Source organism: Chitinophaga sp. 10T418, from assembly GCF_056394125.1.
In genome coordinates this window covers 174,199-191,416 of sequence record NZ_JBFTHG010000007.1, presented here as the reverse complement: position 1 = coordinate 191,416, position 17,218 = coordinate 174,199, and the positions used below count along the sequence as shown (strand labels likewise).

19 protein-coding genes are annotated in these 17,218 nt (G+C 43.8%); 9 read left to right on the top strand and 10 right to left on the bottom strand.

What is annotated here, in order from left to right; genetic code table 11:
* Positions 1–96 precede the first annotated feature (96 nt).
* Both AC1DCV_RS21660 and AC1DCV_RS21655 read left to right on the top strand, forming a co-directional pair.
* Positions 97–930 carry a universal stress protein gene (locus tag AC1DCV_RS21660; protein WP_477025117.1) on the top strand — a complete coding sequence of 278 codons (834 nt, stop codon included), beginning with the start codon at positions 97–99 and terminating at the stop codon, positions 928–930.
* Between the two features lie 39 nt (positions 931–969).
* Positions 970–1,725 carry a DUF4197 domain-containing protein gene (locus AC1DCV_RS21655; RefSeq protein ID WP_477025116.1) on the top strand — a complete coding sequence of 252 codons (756 nt, stop codon included), beginning with the start codon at positions 970–972 and terminating at the stop codon, positions 1,723–1,725.
* Positions 1,726–1,818: 93 nt separating this feature from the next.
* Here AC1DCV_RS21655 and AC1DCV_RS21650 read toward each other — a convergent pair whose 3' ends face one another.
* Together AC1DCV_RS21650 and AC1DCV_RS21645 are read right to left on the bottom strand one after the other, a co-directional pair.
* Positions 1,819–2,706 carry a flavin reductase family protein gene (locus tag AC1DCV_RS21650; protein WP_477025115.1) on the bottom strand — a complete coding sequence of 296 codons (888 nt, stop codon included), beginning with the start codon at positions 2,704–2,706 and terminating at the stop codon, positions 1,819–1,821.
* 2 nt (positions 2,707–2,708) lie between these two features.
* Complete coding sequence (locus AC1DCV_RS21645; protein ID WP_477025114.1) at positions 2,709–3,722, bottom strand: fumarylacetoacetate hydrolase family protein; 1,014 nt, start codon at positions 3,720–3,722, stop codon at positions 2,709–2,711.
* A gap of 234 nt (positions 3,723–3,956) precedes the next feature.
* Here AC1DCV_RS21645 and AC1DCV_RS21640 point away from each other — a divergent pair, with 234 nt between their 5' ends.
* From AC1DCV_RS21640 to AC1DCV_RS21630, 3 genes are all read left to right on the top strand, one after another.
* On the top strand, positions 3,957–4,082 hold the full coding sequence (locus AC1DCV_RS21640; protein WP_477025113.1) for a hypothetical protein: 126 nt from the start codon (positions 3,957–3,959) through the stop codon (positions 4,080–4,082).
* Positions 4,083–4,116: 34 nt separating this feature from the next.
* Positions 4,117–5,364, top strand: a complete 1,248-nt coding sequence (locus tag AC1DCV_RS21635; RefSeq protein ID WP_477025112.1) for a serine hydrolase — start codon at positions 4,117–4,119, stop codon at positions 5,362–5,364.
* Positions 5,365–5,554: 190 nt separating this feature from the next.
* A complete protein-coding gene (locus AC1DCV_RS21630) occupies positions 5,555–6,211 on the top strand; it encodes a sterol desaturase family protein (RefSeq protein WP_331966866.1) in 657 nt (218 codons plus the stop codon).
* A 105-nt stretch (positions 6,212–6,316) separates the two neighbouring features.
* Here AC1DCV_RS21630 and AC1DCV_RS21625 read toward each other — a convergent pair whose 3' ends face one another.
* From AC1DCV_RS21625 to AC1DCV_RS21595, 7 genes are all read right to left on the bottom strand, one after another.
* Positions 6,317–6,661 carry a hypothetical protein gene (locus tag AC1DCV_RS21625; protein ID WP_477025111.1) on the bottom strand — a complete coding sequence of 115 codons (345 nt, stop codon included), beginning with the start codon at positions 6,659–6,661 and terminating at the stop codon, positions 6,317–6,319.
* Positions 6,661–7,602 (bottom strand): DUF6263 family protein, encoded by a 942-nt coding sequence (locus tag AC1DCV_RS21620; protein ID WP_477025110.1) that lies wholly within the window; start codon positions 7,600–7,602, stop codon positions 6,661–6,663. The genes AC1DCV_RS21625 and AC1DCV_RS21620 overlap by 1 nt, the downstream gene beginning before the upstream one ends.
* Before the next feature lie 17 nt (positions 7,603–7,619).
* Positions 7,620–8,393: a TIGR02757 family protein gene (locus AC1DCV_RS21615; protein ID WP_477025109.1), complete on the bottom strand. Its 774-nt coding sequence runs from the start codon at positions 8,391–8,393 to the stop codon at positions 7,620–7,622.
* 140 nt (positions 8,394–8,533) lie between these two features.
* Complete coding sequence (locus AC1DCV_RS21610; protein WP_477025108.1) at positions 8,534–9,673, bottom strand: cystathionine gamma-synthase; 1,140 nt, start codon at positions 9,671–9,673, stop codon at positions 8,534–8,536.
* 378 nt (positions 9,674–10,051) lie between these two features.
* The gene (locus tag AC1DCV_RS21605; RefSeq protein WP_477025107.1) at positions 10,052–10,651 is read right to left on the bottom strand and encodes a DUF2911 domain-containing protein; all 600 of its coding nucleotides are present in this window, start codon (positions 10,649–10,651) and stop codon (positions 10,052–10,054) included.
* Between the two features lie 94 nt (positions 10,652–10,745).
* A complete protein-coding gene (locus AC1DCV_RS21600; protein WP_477025106.1) occupies positions 10,746–11,342 on the bottom strand; it encodes an acyl carrier protein phosphodiesterase in 597 nt (198 codons plus the stop codon).
* 44 nt (positions 11,343–11,386) lie between these two features.
* A complete protein-coding gene (locus AC1DCV_RS21595; RefSeq protein ID WP_477025105.1) occupies positions 11,387–11,884 on the bottom strand; it encodes a hypothetical protein in 498 nt (165 codons plus the stop codon).
* A 340-nt stretch (positions 11,885–12,224) separates the two neighbouring features.
* Here AC1DCV_RS21595 and AC1DCV_RS21590 point away from each other — a divergent pair, with 340 nt between their 5' ends.
* Complete coding sequence (locus tag AC1DCV_RS21590) at positions 12,225–12,677, top strand: hypothetical protein (RefSeq protein WP_477025104.1); 453 nt, start codon at positions 12,225–12,227, stop codon at positions 12,675–12,677.
* Positions 12,678–12,831: 154 nt separating this feature from the next.
* Complete coding sequence (locus AC1DCV_RS21585; protein ID WP_133806957.1) at positions 12,832–13,806, top strand: deoxyhypusine synthase family protein; 975 nt, start codon at positions 12,832–12,834, stop codon at positions 13,804–13,806.
* Between the two features lie 99 nt (positions 13,807–13,905).
* On the opposite strand, the gene hemW is transcribed toward AC1DCV_RS21585, so the two are convergent.
* Positions 13,906–15,030, bottom strand: a complete 1,125-nt coding sequence (gene hemW, locus AC1DCV_RS21580; RefSeq protein ID WP_477025103.1) for a radical SAM family heme chaperone HemW — start codon at positions 15,028–15,030, stop codon at positions 13,906–13,908.
* Between the two features lie 196 nt (positions 15,031–15,226).
* On the opposite strand from hemW, the gene AC1DCV_RS21575 reads away from it, so the two are divergent.
* Both AC1DCV_RS21575 and AC1DCV_RS21570 read left to right on the top strand, forming a co-directional pair.
* Complete coding sequence (locus AC1DCV_RS21575) at positions 15,227–16,312, top strand: DUF4271 domain-containing protein (protein ID WP_477025102.1); 1,086 nt, start codon at positions 15,227–15,229, stop codon at positions 16,310–16,312.
* 161 nt (positions 16,313–16,473) lie between these two features.
* Entirely contained in the window at positions 16,474–17,139 is a 666-nt protein-coding gene (locus tag AC1DCV_RS21570) for a uroporphyrinogen-III synthase (protein ID WP_477025101.1), read from the top strand.
* Positions 17,140–17,218 lie beyond the last annotated feature (79 nt).

Genomic DNA, 17,218 nt, shown 5'->3' with positions numbered 1-17,218 from the left:
CACAAAAAGTGGCATTAAATTTTCATAAAGCGTTCATATACCAACGCACATCGTTAACTTTAAGAAGTGCTTATTAGTATCTTAAAATTAGCCCATATGAAGACAATCTTAGTACCTACTGATTTTTCTGATACCGCGTATAATGCTGCTACTTACGCCATTTCTCTGGCCAAGAGCCTGGGTACTACCCGCATTGTATTATATCATGCATATGAGCTGATTGTCCCCATTCCAGATGTGCCTACCATGATACCCATGGTAAATCCGGATGATCTGAGAGAAGCCAGCCTGGAAGGTCTTGAGAAGATGAAAAAGGAATTGCATGCATTGGTATCTGCTGACACCACATTGGTAACCCGGGCAGACAATACCCTGCTGGCTGCTACCATCGAAGAAGTATGTAAGAATGAGGAGGCAGACCTTATTGTAATGGGCATTACCGGCGGCAGTAAACTGGAAGAAGTATTGGTCGGTTCCAACACCATTGATGTGGTGAAAAATACCAGCTATCCGGTGCTGATAGTTCCCGGCAATGCGAAATATAAGCCCATTGAAAAAATAGTTTTTGCAGCAGACCTCCGCAAGGTGGCAGAAACCACACCGGTGGAACCACTGAAAAAGCTATTACATATTTTTAATGCGGAATTGCACGTTATTAATATTGACCATGAAAGCCGGCATTTCAGCACAGATACGCCTTTTGAAACTTTGATGCTGGATACGCTGCTGGAAGATTTTCACCCGGAATATCATTTTATCGATAACCCGGATGTGATTGAAGGAATTGTAGAATTTGGTGAGGAAATTAAAGCGGACATCATACTTACCATTCCTAAAAAGCACGGATTATTTGAAAGCATTTTTAAGCGTAGCCGCACGTCAAAACTGGCTTACCAAACACATATACCACTGTTGACATTACACGAATAATTTATATTTTTGACAGATATTAATATTTATAATAACACTATGCTTAAACGTTCATTATTAGTACTGCTGGGCTTTTTTTGTCTGCAGGCAAGTCAGGCTCAATTCCTGAAAAAACTCGGCAAACAGCTGGAATCCGCCAGCAATAAAAACAGCAACACAGGTAATTCCGGTGCTTCACTCGCCGGCTTAACAGAATCGGATGCTGGTGGCGGCATCAAGGAAGCGCTGGCTAAAGGTGTGGCTGCGGGTATTGCCAAGCTGAATAAAACGGATGGCTTTTTTGGTAGTGATGTATATAAATTATTATTGCCACCGGATGCCGTGAAAATAGGTAACACCTTACGCTCCATAGGACTGGGCAGCCAGGTAGATAAAGCGATCCTGCAAATAAACCGTTCTGCAGAAAAAGCGGTAGGTTATGCAGCACCTATCTTTGTGAGCGCCATCAAGCAAATGACCCTGACAGACGCGTTGAACCTGGTGAAAGGTGGTAATACTTCCGCTACCGATTTCTTTAAAAGCAAAACGACCGATTCCCTGAAAACGGCTTTCATGCCTGTTATTAAAAAGACGCTGGACAGCACCAGCGCTACCCGTTATTATTCAGATATCGTAACATCCTATAACAAGCTACCTACTACCTTCAATAAAGTAAATCCGGATCTGCAGGATTACGTGACCACCATGGCCGTAAATGCGCTGTTTGACCAGATCGCTAAAGAAGAATTAGCTATTCGTGCTAATCCGGCAGCCAGAACAACGGACCTGCTGAAGAAAGTGTTTGGAGCGAAATAGCGAGCCAGCAGTTAGCCGTTAGCTTTTAGCTTTTAGCAAATGCAGCGGAGATTATATTATATGATTTCCGCTGCATTTGCTAAAAGCTAAAAGCTAACKGCTAACTGCTGTAAGCAGTACTTGCCATGCTGCGGCTACCTCTCCCTCATCCAGTAACTTTTTTGCGTAGTGATGGAGTTCTTTATCCATTTCTTCCGGCGTTATGCTGTAATACTGGATAATATTTTTGAGATGGTCATCATAAAAAGCAGCATCAATAACAGGTACTTCATGTACATTCCCCAGTTGCCCCAGGTTATTACCTGTAAGAATATGACTGTTACGGATGGCCAACGGTAATGCATCTACGCCGATGCCCAGTTGAGTATTGGGTTTGGCCACTTCAAATACAGCACTCCCGGAAGCACGGCAATAGTAATCTCCTCCCATACGGGCCACCAGGTCTATTTTATGGGGATCTATTTTTCCCTGGGCATCCAATATGTTATCGTTGATATGTAGCATTACCGGCTCGCATATAACCAGGTTGCCGGCTCCTCCCCCTTGTCCTGTTTCAATGATCTGTTTTACGATACACTCCATTTGCACCGGGCTCTCTTTTACCCGGAATGGTTGTACTTTTTCAGATGCCAGCGGTGTAAATCCGGCTTTTTCAAATTCACTGGTACCGGCGGGATATTCACAGCTGCTGAGGGAAGCCTGTTGTACCATGGCATAGCTTACTACATTGATCACTACTTCTTTGGTGGCGTATACATTTTCGAGTGTATGCTTCACCGTATTATCGCGTACCCGCCGGGCCGGCGAAAATATCAATGTAGGAGGATTGGCGCCAAATACATTAAAAAAGCTGAATGGCGACAAATTAGGCCTGCCATCTATATCTATGGTGCTGGCAAAACAAATAGGGCGGGGCGCTATAGCGCCCAGCAGATAAGCATGCAGCTCACTGGTTTTTACCTGGGAGGGATCTATCTGCATGGTTATGCTTTTTTCTTGAGTGCCAGTATGGAAAAGTCACTGTCTTCTTTCACAATAGTGTTGGAAAGCGTTCCTAAGCCGGTTATTTCCATTTCCACTACATCGCCGGGTTGCAGCCATTGTTCGGTATAGTCCGGGTCGTTCAGCTTGCCGGTGCCGTTTAGCTCCAGGAAGCAGCCGGTGCCTACAGTACCACTGCCAATAATATCGCCAGGCAGAATATTTACGCCGTAGGCGCAACGTTCTACGATTTCGGCAAAGGTCCAGTCCATGTCGCCCATGTTGCCTTCACTCACGGTGATACCGTTGACTTTACAGATCATTTTCAGATTGTAATTATTGCCGGTATGATCTGGCTTGGCGGGTATTTTCAGTGATTCCAGTTCATCGGGAGTCACCAGCATGGGGCCAACAACGGTACTGAAGTCCTTGCCTTTGGCAGGTCCGAGGTTCAGCAACATTTCTTCCATCTGCAGGGTGCGTGCACTCATATCGTTCATGATCATGTAGCCACCAATATAATCATCTGCTTCAGCCGCCGTAATATTACGTCCTGCTTTGCAGATCACGATGGCAACTTCCAGCTCGAAATCCAGTTTCCCGAAATGATCAGGCATACAGTGAATATCGCCGGGACCCTGAATGGCATTGTGGTTGGTGAAGTAGAAAATCGGGTATTGATCAAACTCCGGGATCATGGCCACCTTACGGTTGCGGCGTGCTGCAGCCACATGTTGCCGGAAAGCATATCCATCCCTGCAGGAAGTAGGAAACGGTACCGGTGAAAGTAGCTGTACGCTCCCTACCGGAATACCCATCGCACTGCTGGGGTTTTTACCTGCTTTTAATAAGGCATCCGCCTGTTTGGCAATGTCAATCACATCTTCCCACATCATCAGGAACATGCCCATGTTATTTGGAAGATCCGGATACAGCTCCTGGGTATTATATAACAGCCCGTCTACCAGGATGGCTAACTGGTCTGTTTCCTCTCTTAAATAGCTTACTAGTTTCATGGTGTTGGTAATTGTTCTGGTTGTATGAAGTGCCAAATATAAGAATGGCCTTTAAATGGTTTGGCTATTTTTTCATAAATTATAAAGATAAATTCTCTGCTATGAAACCTTTGTTGCGCCTTATTTTTCTCTTATTGGCCACACCAGCCGTTTTGAAAGCAGAAACCTTAAAACTCACTGTTTCGCCGGTTATGAATTGACCGGCCGATGATCCGCCAGCGCGGCTTTAATACCATGTTAAAACTGATACAGCAGGACAATACAGCTGCCGCCTACCTCGAAGCAGTGAATGGGCTCCCACAAATAAATCCGCAAAACTTCAATCAAAAGATCAGAAAAATGCTGTCCGCAGCCGGGTAATTGCTTTATATTTATAGGCAGAACCACCACCTATATGCGTTCCTGTTTGTTGTTCTTGCTGTTTTATAGCCATCTCTTTATTGTACAGGCGCAATCCCGTACAGATACCATGCTGCAAAACCTGCTGCAAAGGGAAGGCTCTCCTGCGCTAAAGCACATCCTGCAGTATCCTGATTCATTTCGTTACCAGCTGATTTACACACAAATTGACCGGGATGCGGACAATACTCCTCATTTTAAAAACTATTACCTGGAGGTAGATGCGGATAAATATTTTAATCCTGCCAGTACCGTGAAGCTACCTATTGCTTTGCTGGCACTGGAAAAACTGCATGAACTGAATATACCCCGGCTTACCGGGAATACGCCAATGMTTACGGACAGCGCCTGGAGCGGACAGGTAAAAGTGTATACCGACAGTACGGCGCAGAATGGGCTACCGTCTATCTATCATTATATCAAACAAGTATTCCTCATCAGTGATAATGATGCCTACAGCCGGTTGTATGAGTTTGTGGGACAGCAGCGTATTCATGAAAGGCTATGGGCAATGGGGTATAAAGATGTACGTATTGTACGCCGTTTTATGCCACTCACAGAAGAGGAAAACAGGCATACTAACCCCATTCGTTTTGTGGCGAACGGGCAACTGATATACGAACAACCAGCGGCCTATGATACCTTGTCTTTTGACTATAGCAGGCAGGTAACTATTGGTATTGGTTACCTCGACCGGAACGAAAAACTGGTATTTTTGCCTATGGATTTTACCCGGCATAATAACCTGCCGCTGGCCGGATTGCAGCATCTGTTACAGTCTGTGTTGTTTCCTGCTTCTGTGCCGGCAAAGGAACGGTTTAATCTTACGAAAGATGATTATCGTTTTTTGTACCGTTATATGTCTCAATATCCATCAGAAACTTCCTGGCCTAAATATGATACTACAGCGTATTACAACAGCTTTACAAAATTCTTTTTTTTCAAAGATGGTAAACAAAACATTCCGCCATACATACGTGTATTTAATAAAGCTGGCTGGTCCTACGGCTTCCTGACCGATGCCGCATATGTTGTTGATTTTAAGAACAGCGTTGAGTTTATGCTGACCGGCAATCTTTACGTTAACCGTGACGGTATTTTGAATGATAATAAATATGAATATGAAGGAGATGGCTATCCCTTCTTTAGAGAAGTAGGGGAAATTATTTATAAATATGAATTACAACGCAGGCGAAAATACAAACCTAACCTGCAGAATTTCAGTATTAATTACAAAGAATAAATAGCAAGGGATAAATATTATTTATAGCCTCATAGAATAGTATAATGCACGAAATAATATATGAACGTTGTATTTTTGCTTTTTATAGGACAGTCAGATTTAAAATGCGCATCATTTTTGAGCTGGCTGCCCAGGGTTTATAAGGAAGGTTTTATTCATATCCCGTAACTGCACTCTAAAATTCGGAGTTATGAAGTTTGAAAAGATTAAGAACAAAGGACAGGCAAGATTATTTGAGAGCCAGTATCTGGAGATGCTTACCAAAACGCATCCATTGGTGATCTGGGGGCTTTATTTGCCCATTATTGGCTATATGCTTTACTATAGTCATGATACACTAGGCTTTACACCCGGTACAGTATTCAGTATATTCATTGGGGCCATGGCTTTCTGGTCATTTTTTGAGTATATTATGCACCGGTTTATGTTTCACTTTGTGAGCGACAAGCCCAAAGTGCAACGCTTTATTTATGTAATGCATGGGAACCACCATGAGTATCCGAGAGACAAACAGCGTTTATTTATGCCTCCGGTACCCAGTCTGATACTCGCTTCAGCCATTTTTGGCGTGCAATATATCTTCCTGCGACAGATCACATTTATGTTTTTCCCCGGCTTTATCCTGGGATACCTGATTTACGGTAGTATGCACTACGCTATCCATGCATGGAATCCGCCTTTCCGGTTTATGAAACCATTATGGCGCAACCATCACCTGCATCACTACAAAAGTGAGGACAGAGGGTTTGGCGTAAGTTCCTCTATCTGGGATCATGTATTCGGAACTTTCTTCGACCTGGATAAAGAGAAGGAGGACAAGGAAAAAGTAAAAGAGCTGACGTTTTAGCTATTAGCTTTTAGCCGTTAGCTTTTAGTAAATGCAGCGTAGATAATATTATGATGATCTACGCTGCATTTACTAAAAGCTAACGGCTAAAAGCTAACAGCTGTTTCACCATCTCTCTTCATCATCGGGCAGGTTATCCTGTTTATAGGTGGCCCGGGAAGTGATTTTTTGCAGTTGTCTTTCAATGATCAGCGCAGCAATAGGTTTATAGGGATCTGCCCCGGTAGCCACTGCGTTTTCCAATATCTGTTTTACACGATCTTCTGATACATCTGTCCGGTACAGGAGAAATATAAACTGCTGAAAGTTTTCACTGATCAGTATTTCCAGCTTCTTAGCCAGTATTTCTTCCAGTAGCTCGTAACTAACATTAACGGGTACACTTATGTCAAAGTGTTCCTGCGCCCATGTTGCTGCTTCCTGTAGGTATAGTGCCGGCAATGCAGTCATTATTTCATTTGTTTTATTTTGTAAGAAGCGTTGGTGACTACTTTTACGGGCACTTTCAGGTCATGCTTAATGCGTTTGGCCTTATTAGCCTTGTAGGTGTAGTCACCGGACATATCTGTGTTTTGTACACAGATGCTGGGAAATCCACTGCTGCGGTTCACCAGGTAGTTGGAAGAAGTAGTTCCCTGGATTTCTGCGGTGGCTTTAATACCATCTTCCAGGGTCAGCATTTGTACTTTATCTGTTTTTATTTTGGAGGTACCACCAATTTTCGCTGTTTGTGCATCCCAGGTTTGCAGGTTCCAGTAAAGGTCTATGCTGCCTACCAGGCCGCCACGTAAAGGCACATTTTCTTCCCATTGGGTACCGGTTTTAATGCCGTGTGCCGGGTACATGATCAGGAGCTGTTCCAGCCAGCTTTGGAAGGCGGTGGTGCCAAACTGGTCTTTCATCAGTTTTTTATAGGCTTCCTGTTCGTCTTTCTTCAGTGTACTGAAAGCATTGCCGGCGTTATCGAGGATATTGTCGAGGCCTTCTACTTTATTAATGATACCAGTTGTTTGTATTTCAACAGTAAAGGGCTGATCCAGTACTTTATTAAGTCCTGCCTGGAAAGGCTCTTCCGTTTTTGTCACCCTGGCATCCACAAAGATGTTCTGGTTTTTGGCGTTGAAATTGAATTTCAGGTCTTTGTACCGGAAGGTGAGCGTGGTTTTGCCAGGCTGTACATCCGTTACTTCCATGGTAATGATATTGTTGTAGTCACGGGTAGTACGTTGTACAATTTCGTTGACCGTCATATAGGTTTCACTTCTGCTTTTCTGCTCCAGTTCAAACAGCTCTCCTTTATGAAAGGTATAGGTGAGGGCTACATATTCCTGTGCTTTAGCGGATAAAGCCAGTGTTACTACCATTGCAATCAGTCCCAAAATTCTTTTCATTACCATTTTTTATTTGATCAAACATATTTTTCAATCACGCCCAGACCAAACAGTGCAAAATCGTACCTGGCAGGATCATCAGGGTCGAGTTTTTTCAGCTGGTGAGTGAGGGCGGCGGCTGTTTTCCAGTCAGCTTTTGCCTCTGGTATTAATCCCAGTCTGGCGGCTACCCTGCTTACATGTACATCCATCGGACATACCAGTTGCGAAGGTGATATGTGCTGCCAAAGCCCAAAATCCACGCCATTTTCATCTTGTCTTACCATCCAGCGTAAATACATGTTTAATCGTTTGCAAGCTGAGTTCTTAGCCGGGGTGGCAATATGCTTGCCTGTTCTTTCCGGATGTTCCAGCGCAAAAAATACCTTACGAAATCCGATGAGTGCTTTTTCCACATTATCATCCTGAGGGGTAATATGGGCGCTGAAGGCGAATTCCAGCGATGTTACATTGGTGTAATAATGCTGGAGAAATTCAACAAAATACAGCAGATCCAAACCGTTAAATGTGCGGTGACAAAATGAAAATAATTTCATCCGGTCTTTTGCCTGATGATGACGGATAAAGTCATAAGGTGAATCATCCATCATTTTCATCAGCTCTGTGCATTTATTGATAATGCTGGTACGGTTTCCCCAGGCCAGTATGGCCGCGAAGAGACCGGATATTTCAATATCCTGCAATACACTGAAACGGTGCGGAATGCAAATAGGATCGTTTGCAATAAAGTCCGGGTGATTGTAATACGCCGCCTTTGCATCCAAAAACTCCCTTAGTTTCTCGATTTTCATAAGTTAAATCACGTGTATCACCACAAGCCTTTTTATATCAGCGGTCACTTTTGATATAAAAAGGCTCTGGATATGGTTAGGGTAAATATTTACACTTTGGTAAAGATAATTTTTACCAGATAAGAATTAAAATCTATTACTTAGCCGATAGCTTTATTCAGATCGGCTGTCAGGTCGCTTACATCCTCAATACCAACGCTTAACCGGATGAGGGAATCGACTAACCCGTTTTGGACTCTTTCTGCGCGGGGAATAGAGGCGTGGGTCATGCTGGCAGGGTGTCCTATCAGTGATTCTACCCCACCTAATGACTCGGCCAGTGCAAACAGGTGAGTATTGCTGAGAATCCGGTTAGCGGCTTCCAGGCTGTCATCTTTGAGGGTAAAGGACATCATGCCTCCAAAGCCACGCATCTGCTGTTTGGCAATATCATGGTTAGGATGGTCTGTAAAGCCAGGCCAGTATACTTTGTCTACTTTAGGATGATTGCGGAGGAAATTGGCCACCACTACTCCATTTTCACAATGCCGCTGCATACGTACATGCAGGGTTTTAATACCGCGGAGTACCAGGAAGCAGTCTTGCGGGCCAGGAACGGCGCCGCAGCTGTTTTGTATAAAATACAGCCGTTGGGCCAGGTCTTCATTTTTTACAATCACCACACCATGTACCACGTCACTATGGCCTCCCAGGTATTTGGTAGCGGAATGCAGTACAATATCGGCACCCAGGTCCAGCGGATTTTGCAGGTAAGGCGATGCAAAGGTGTTATCCACACAAAGCATGATTTCACTTTTCCTGGCTATTTGAGCGCAGGCAGCAATATCAATGATCCTTAAAAGGGGATTGGTAGGCGTTTCCAGCCAAATCATCTTTGTCTGGGGCGTTACATGGGCTTCTATGTTCCTGGCATCAGCCATATCTATAAAGGTGAACTTGATGCCATAACGCTCAAATACCTTGGTAAAAATGCGATAGGTGCCTCCATAGAGGTCGTTGGTAGCAATGACTTCATCACCAGGATTCAGGAGCTTCATCACACCGTCTGTAGCAGCCAAGCCACTTCCAAATGAAATACCATGTGTGCCGTTTTCAATAGCCGCCAATGCGTTCTGCAGTGCATCACGGGTAGGGTTTTGCGTCCGGGCATACTCGTAGCCTTTATGCACCCCTGGCGCACTTTGTACATAAGTAGAAGTTTGAAAAATTGGCGTCATAATAGCGCCGGTAGATGGATCGGGAGCTACACCTGCGTGTATGAGTTTAGTACCCAGCTTCATGTCTTAAATATTTAAAAATGAGTAATTTCTGGTGGTTTTCAAATATACTCCAGTTTTTGCGATTGAACAGCCCCCAAATGATGAGAGGAATACTTGTCCATTTTAGTTAATATTAAGATATGATCGCATAAAATACTACGGTTACGAACATTTTTATATCGTTCACCAATTCACCACTAACGGTTAAGTATAATCGGACTAAATTCGTTTTAGGTTTTTCATAGGATATGGTTAAAATTCTTAAGGCGGTATTCTTACCGCTTTTTCCTTTTTAAAGAAGTGCTGTTTACAGCATCTACATAAAGCCGAAGAGGCGAAGTCATAAGCGGTCATCCGCGTATTACTTCGCCTCTTCGGCTTTATTATTTCAGGTAGCTACTATTTCTTTTTGGTGAAAGCTACCGCATCGGACCATTTGATAGGCAAACTCACACTTACCTTGTCCCAGGCGATGATCAGGTTAGCACCAGGATCACCTTTTTCAAATACCATCGTAAACGCTTCCACTGAAGTGTCCAGCGTTACCACCGGCAGCGCAGTTCTTACCACATCTTTTTTCTGATCGTACTTAAACGCGCCCCATATATCAGTGTCTTTATTCAGGATGATGGTCCAGGTTTTTTCTGTTGGGATAGCATACAGTGTATAACGTCCCTTCGGAATATTTTTACCAGCAATGGTTACCGGGCGGAAAAATTCTATTTCAGTGGCTTCGTTGGCTCCTAAACGCCATATTTTGCCATATTCTTCCAGGTTACCAAAAATATCCCTGCCTTTGGTTTGCGGGCGACTATATATTACCCGGGCTACCAGTGAACCAGGTTCACCTTTTACTTTCACTACGTAAGGGTACATTACAGGGTAATAGGCCATATCCATAGGGCTGGCATCAAGTGGCGGCATTTTTTTGTCCTGTGCGCCAGCAGTCAAACTGAGCATGCCTGCTATAAAGGCAAAAAGGAGAACTTTTTTCATCATCCTGGAAAGCTTTATTTCTTTTAAATGTAATTGGCGGCAAACCTACCCATTTTTAAGGAATCAGAAAAGAAGATACGCTGCTTTTAACAAGCTGTTAGCGGTTTTCCATCTGAAGCAGATTCTCCACATATGTTTGAAGGTCGGGGAAAAATTCCTGGTAACAGATTTTCAGTGCGGAATAATGCTCCATGAAAACTGCAAACACCACATTACCATCTGTTTCGAGATATCTCGCCCGGCGGGCTACCCCCCTGATTGCACTGGAAATACCTTCTGTAGTATGATAGTTATATAACCAGTTATAGGCCTGCATGTATTCAAACATCTTCAGGAAGTCCGGTGGTAGCTGTGCTGCCCGCTGTTTCACTTCACTATAAACGTAACGGGCAAACGAATAAAGTGAATCATTTGTAAAGCGCTCAGGGTCAGCAGCTAAGAAATGATCGTACACAAGGTCTGTAAACACACCGCTATATAGACCGCAGGAGGGCCTGAAAAAAAGTTTAGCCCTGCCCGTTACCGGATGCTGGTCGGTAAAAGTGTCGATAGCCCGATGAATACGAATGCCTTGCTGGATCCCCGCATCAAAGGCGGCCATGTTTTTCCTGCCCTTCACAAAATCAGCAATCAGGTTGCCGGTGATCAGCTCAGGTTGCCGGAAAGATAAATAAGCATGGGCCAGGTGGTTCATGGCCTCAAGTTACGTATTTATGCTAAATGGCTTTATCTGTATTGCTACGCTATCTGTGGTCTGGCGGCATAGGATTGTAATGCTATCAACGTTTTTTCGGTGTCTAATACACTCATCATCATTTTTTCACCGTTCATCAGTTCCAGGAACAATCCTTTTTTACCTCTGGTGATATAACCTTTACCATATTCCCGGCTGCTGCGGACAGGCCAGCCGCTGAAATCATTTTTGAGATTAAATGCTATGATAGTGGCGGATTTGATCTGTGACCAGTCGTAATGTACAGATCGAAACCTCCAGGAAAGGTATCGGAAGGAAATCCCACTTTCATCTATACGCACCTTTAGGCAAAGTACCGCCCAAATGTAGCCCAGTAGCAGGGTTTCAGAGATGGTGACTATCCAGAACACAGAGAACAGGAAGTTATCTGTTTGCCAGATATCACCATAATGGAGCCTGTAATAGATGGAAAAGAGAGGCGGAAAGAGCAAAAAGATCCAGGTACTAATAGGATTGCTGTATTCTGAAAAGACTTTTTTCATGTTCAGGGCTTAGGTATGAAGGGTTTACCGTTTATGGAGGGCATTTTCACACGTTCTATCAAAATATCACATTTCCTTTAAAACCTTATCCATTTTAACAATTTCTTAACTCTCGTCGATGCAACATTGGCAAGTTGGCACCAACAAACAGGCTATGGCTACTCTGTATCCCCGTATGTCCGCCACCGGTCAGGCGGACGTTCATTAACGGATACTTCAAATTATCAAGTACTCCCATCAGTAAAGTATGCCTTGACCACTGCCCACTTCCCAACGTAGCTTTGATCTATCGAAACAACAAAAACGAAAAAAATTACAAACACCATAAAATTTTTCCGCCATGAAAAAAATTATTTTCTTAGTAAGCGCCGCACTTTTATTTAGTGTCAATGTGCTTCTTGCAAGCCCTTATGAAACTACTGCTAATACTAAAATAAACAGTACGTTCAATGAGTCTTTTACCGGAGCTACCGATGTTAAGTGGTATACCGATGATAACAAAACGTTTACCGCCAAATTTACCCTGAGTAATACCAAGGTAACCGCCTTTTTCAAAGAAGATGGCACTTTGCTGGCCACCTCCCGTTATCTCCAGGCAGAACAATTGCCTCTGAAAGTAACCGGTAAACTGAATAAGAAATATTCCGGTACCAGCATCTACTGCGTAGTAGAATATACTTCCGGCGAAAACATAGTATATTTTGTAACATTAGAAAGTGCAGACACCTGGACAGTTATCAAAACCGATGCGGATGCTAATATGAAAGTACACAGCCGCCTGAAGAAAGCTTAGTTTTAGTAGTGTTAAAAATACAGGGCTCATGGTAATTACCATGGGCTCTTTTGTTTTATTCCACAGCCCCGTTCCCCCTCCAAAAATTATCTTAACTTTGCCACCTGTTAAGGCTTTATTAGCCAGACTGTTAATGTATAAATGATTAAATGACATGAATAAGGGACCCGTTTCTCAATTTATCCAGCACCATTACCGCCACTTTAATGCAGCTGCATTGGTGGATGCTGCCAAAGGATATGAAACACATTTGCTGGAAGGCGGTAAAATGATGGTGACATTGGCCGGTGCGATGAGTACGGCTGAACTGGGCATTTCTTTCGCAGAAATGATCCGTCAGGGTAAAGTGGATATCATTTCCTGCACCGGTGCAAACCTGGAAGAAGATATCATGAACCTGGTAGCACATACACATTATAAGAGAGTACCTAACTACCGTGATCTGAGCCCGCAGGAAGAATGGGATCTGCTGGAACAGGGTTTCAACCGTGTAACGGATACCTGTATCCCGGAAGAAGAAGCTTTTCGTCGTATCCAGAAACATATCCACAAAATATGGAAGGAAGCAGAAGAAAGCGGTGAGCGCTACTTCCCGCACGAATACATGTACAAACTGCTGCTGAGCGGCGTAATGAAAGAACATTACGAAATTGATCCAAAGAACAGCTGGATGATTGCTGCCGCAGAAATGAATATTCCTATCATCGTTCCAGGATGGGAAGACAGCACTATGGGTAATATCTTCGCTTCGTACTGTATCAAAGGTGAACTGAAAACGTCTACCATGAAAAGCGGTATCGAATATATGATCTACCTGTCTGAATGGTATCGTGCAAACTCTTCTGGTAAAGGCGTTGGCTTCTTCCAGATTGGTGGTGGTATCGCCGGTGACTTCCCGATTTGTGTAGTACCGATGATGTACCAGGATCTGGAATGGACAGATGTACCTTTCTGGGGTTACTTCTGCCAGATATCAGATTCCACTACCTCTTACGGTTCCTATTCCGGTGCCGTTCCTAACGAAAAAATTACCTGGGGTAAACTCGATATCCATACACCTAAGTTTATCGTAGAATCAGATGCTACTATCGTAGCACCACTGATGTTTGCGTATATCCTGGGATGGTAAATACAGCTTTTAGCCATTAGCTTTTAGCTTTTAGAAAAAATGCAGCGGAGACTATCTTCGCTGCATTTTTTCTAAAAGCTAAAAGCTAATGGCTAAAAGCTAAATAAATAATTCTGCTGCTATTCCATCTGCAAATAATCTTCCTGCTTTAGTAAGCCGCAATGTTTCTCCCGCCCTTTCCATATGTTTCATCACTATAAAAGGCTGGCTATGTGCAATCAGGTGAGTGGTCAGGGCGGTACCGAATTTTTCGGCGACCCATTCCAGGTTACAGCCGGCAGCCGTACGCAGGGCCGTCATGATGTATTCATTGAATTGCATGGCCGTAGTCAGTGATTCTATCTCAAAAGGAACTTTACCTTCGGTGATACGGTCAATGTATTGTGTATTGTTAGCAATGTTCCATTGCCTGGATACACCATTAAAGGAGTGGGCGGATGGGCCCAGGCCCAGGTAGGATTTGCCCTGCCAGTAGCTGCTGTTATGCCTCGAATGCCATCCCGGCAAAGCGAAGTTGGAGATTTCATAATGTTCATAACCGGCTGCTCCCAGTAATTCCATCAGCATTTCAAAGTGCAGAGCGGCCTTATCTGGGTCGGTGGCCGCCATCTTCTTTTTCTTAATAAAATGATCCAGTGCGGTGCCCGGCTCTACGGTGAGCGCATAACAGGATAAGTGGGGAACGCCCAGGGCAATGGCTTGTTGTACGTTTTGTTCCCAGCCTTCATCTGTGAGCGTGGGACCTCCGTATATAAGATCAATCGTGATGTTATGAAAGCCAAGGTCCTGCGCCTGCCGCACACAATCCAGCGCCTGTTGGCTGTTATGTGCCCGGTTCATCCAGGTGAGGTCTGCTTCATGAAATGACTGTATTCCAATGCTCAACCGGTTGATGCCTGCTGCTTTGAGCATGGTCAGTTTTTCAATGCTGAGATCATCGGGATTGGCTTCCAGTGTTATTTCAGCATCCTCTGCTACCGGAAAAGTAGCACGTACATGTGCGAGTAATGCCTGCAGCTCTTCTGCCTGTAGCAGACTTGGCGTACCACCACCAAAATAGATGGTGTGTACCGGCGCTCCGGCCAGGTAATCTTTTTGCAGGGTGATTTCCTGCAACAAACTTTTTACCATCGCTCCCTGCTTTGAAACGGAAGTGGAAAAGTGGAAGTTGCAGTAGTAACAGGCCTGTTTACAAAAAGGAATATGTAAATAAATTCCGGACATGCGCGTTTTATAGTGGTCTGCCATTGCCGTTTTACGGGTCAACTATGGACTATTTTAATATCTTTGCAACGTCAAAATTACGTTTCAGTTTTGTTATGTGAACAGGACAACGTTAATTGCTGCTGTTTCCTTTGTGCGTGAAAGGGACGTTATTATTGAAAAACCGATTTTAAAGTCATTGCAAAATATTTTCCTGGTGCGAAACTGGTTATTGCTGTTATTCATTTTCAGTTATTTGCCGATACTGGCGCAAACAACAGATTCCGCTGCTGTGAAGGCGCCGGTAGTAAAGAAAAAGCCGGTGATCACCCATTCGGCTGGCGATTCGTCGCGTCCGAAGATGCGTACAGCACCGATGAAAAGAGATTCTTCACGGGTTAACCATGTTAAAAAAGACAGTACCCGGGCCATTTCTCCGTTAATCGCACGCGCTAAAAAAGACACCACACGCTCAGGGATAGATACTAGTCAGCATAAAACAGATAGTCTGGCCGTGGCGGCAGTCCCCAAGGTGAAGGTTCCATCGCCCTATGATCTGTACATGCAGAAAATGGCGGAAGAAAACATTTTTTTAAAACCGGGCAGGCCCAGGTTTGTGGACACCAACCCGGTGCGTCCCTACCGTAATATGGACTGGCTCATTTATTTGATGGCAGGCGTATTGCTGGTGTTGAGCCTGATCCGCCTGTTTTACCAGAAGTATTTCTCTGATCTTTTCAGGGCTTTCCTGAATCCTACCCTCAGCCAGCGGCAATTAAAGGATCAGTTGTCGCAGTCGCCTTTCCCCAATATGTTGCTGAATATTTTCTTCGCTATTGTGCTGGGATTGTATTTCTACCTGGTATTATACCGTCAGCAGGTATTTCCTCAGGCAGAGCCCTGGTTGCTGATTCCTGGCCTGATTGTGCTGGTAGCGGTGGTATACGGATTTAAATACACGATGCTGCGTTTTTGCGGTTGGTTATTTGGCAATACGGAGCTGGCGGATGCTTACATCTTCATCTTATACCTGATCAATAAGATTTTAGGGGTGTTACTGGTACCTTTTCTGGTGATAATAGCCTTCTGTACCCCTGAAATTGCCCGTACTTTCTTGTATATATCGTTATTTTTTATTGTATTACTCATTATATACAGGTATATTAGATCTTATTCACTGGTTAAGCAATACCTATCTTTCAGTAAATTGCATTTTTTTCTTTACCTTTGCGCATTCGAAGTAGCGCCTGTTTTAATATTAACCAAGGTGCTGCAGAATATCTGGTTAACTGGTAATCCCTGATTATCGCCTATTGTTAACACAAGAGCAAAAAACGTATGATAAAAGGCGGGCCAAAAAAAGATTTGCAAGGTAAACAAATTCAGTCAATCCTAATTTCTCAACCTAAGCCTGAAACAGAAAAGTCGCCTTACTTTGATCTGGCCAAAAAGTTCAATATCAAATTGGATTTTTTTCCGTTCATTAGGGTGGAAGGTTTGCCAGCGAAGGAGTTCAGAAAACAGAAAATCGACATTCTTAGCTTTACGGCAGTGATTTTCACCAGTCGTAATTCGGTAGACCACTTTTTCCGGATCTGTGAGGAAATGAAGGTGAAAGTGTCGCAGGACTGCAAATACTTTTGTATTACAGAAGCTGTAGCGTTGTACCTGCAGAAATTCATTCTCTATCGTAAGCGGAAGGTATTCTATGGCGCGGATGGTTCAACCAAAGGAGTACTGGAGGTAATGAACAAGCACCGGGATAATGAAAAATTCCTGTTCCCAAGCTCAGATAGCCAGAAGAAAGATATTGAAGAGTGGTTAAAAGCGAACAAGTGTGAATATGCTACCGCTACCCTGTACAAAACCGTTTCTACCGATGTAAAGGAAGTGTTGGCTGCTACTACTTACGACATGATCGTGTTTTTCAGTCCTTCAGGTGTGAAATCGCTGTTTGAAAACATGCCGGGGTTTGAGCAGAATGGTACCCATATCGGTGCATTCGGACCAACTACCTCTGCAGCTGTTGAAGAAGCAGGATTACGACTGGATGTAAAAGCACCGCTTCCACAGGCGCCTTCAATGGCAGCCGCGCTGGAACAGTATCTTACAACATTAATAAAAAAGTAAGCAGTCTTTCTGTCCATAAAATTTAGCAGGGATGGCATCATGCCATCCCTGTTTTTGTTACTGCAATAGTGGCGCAGGC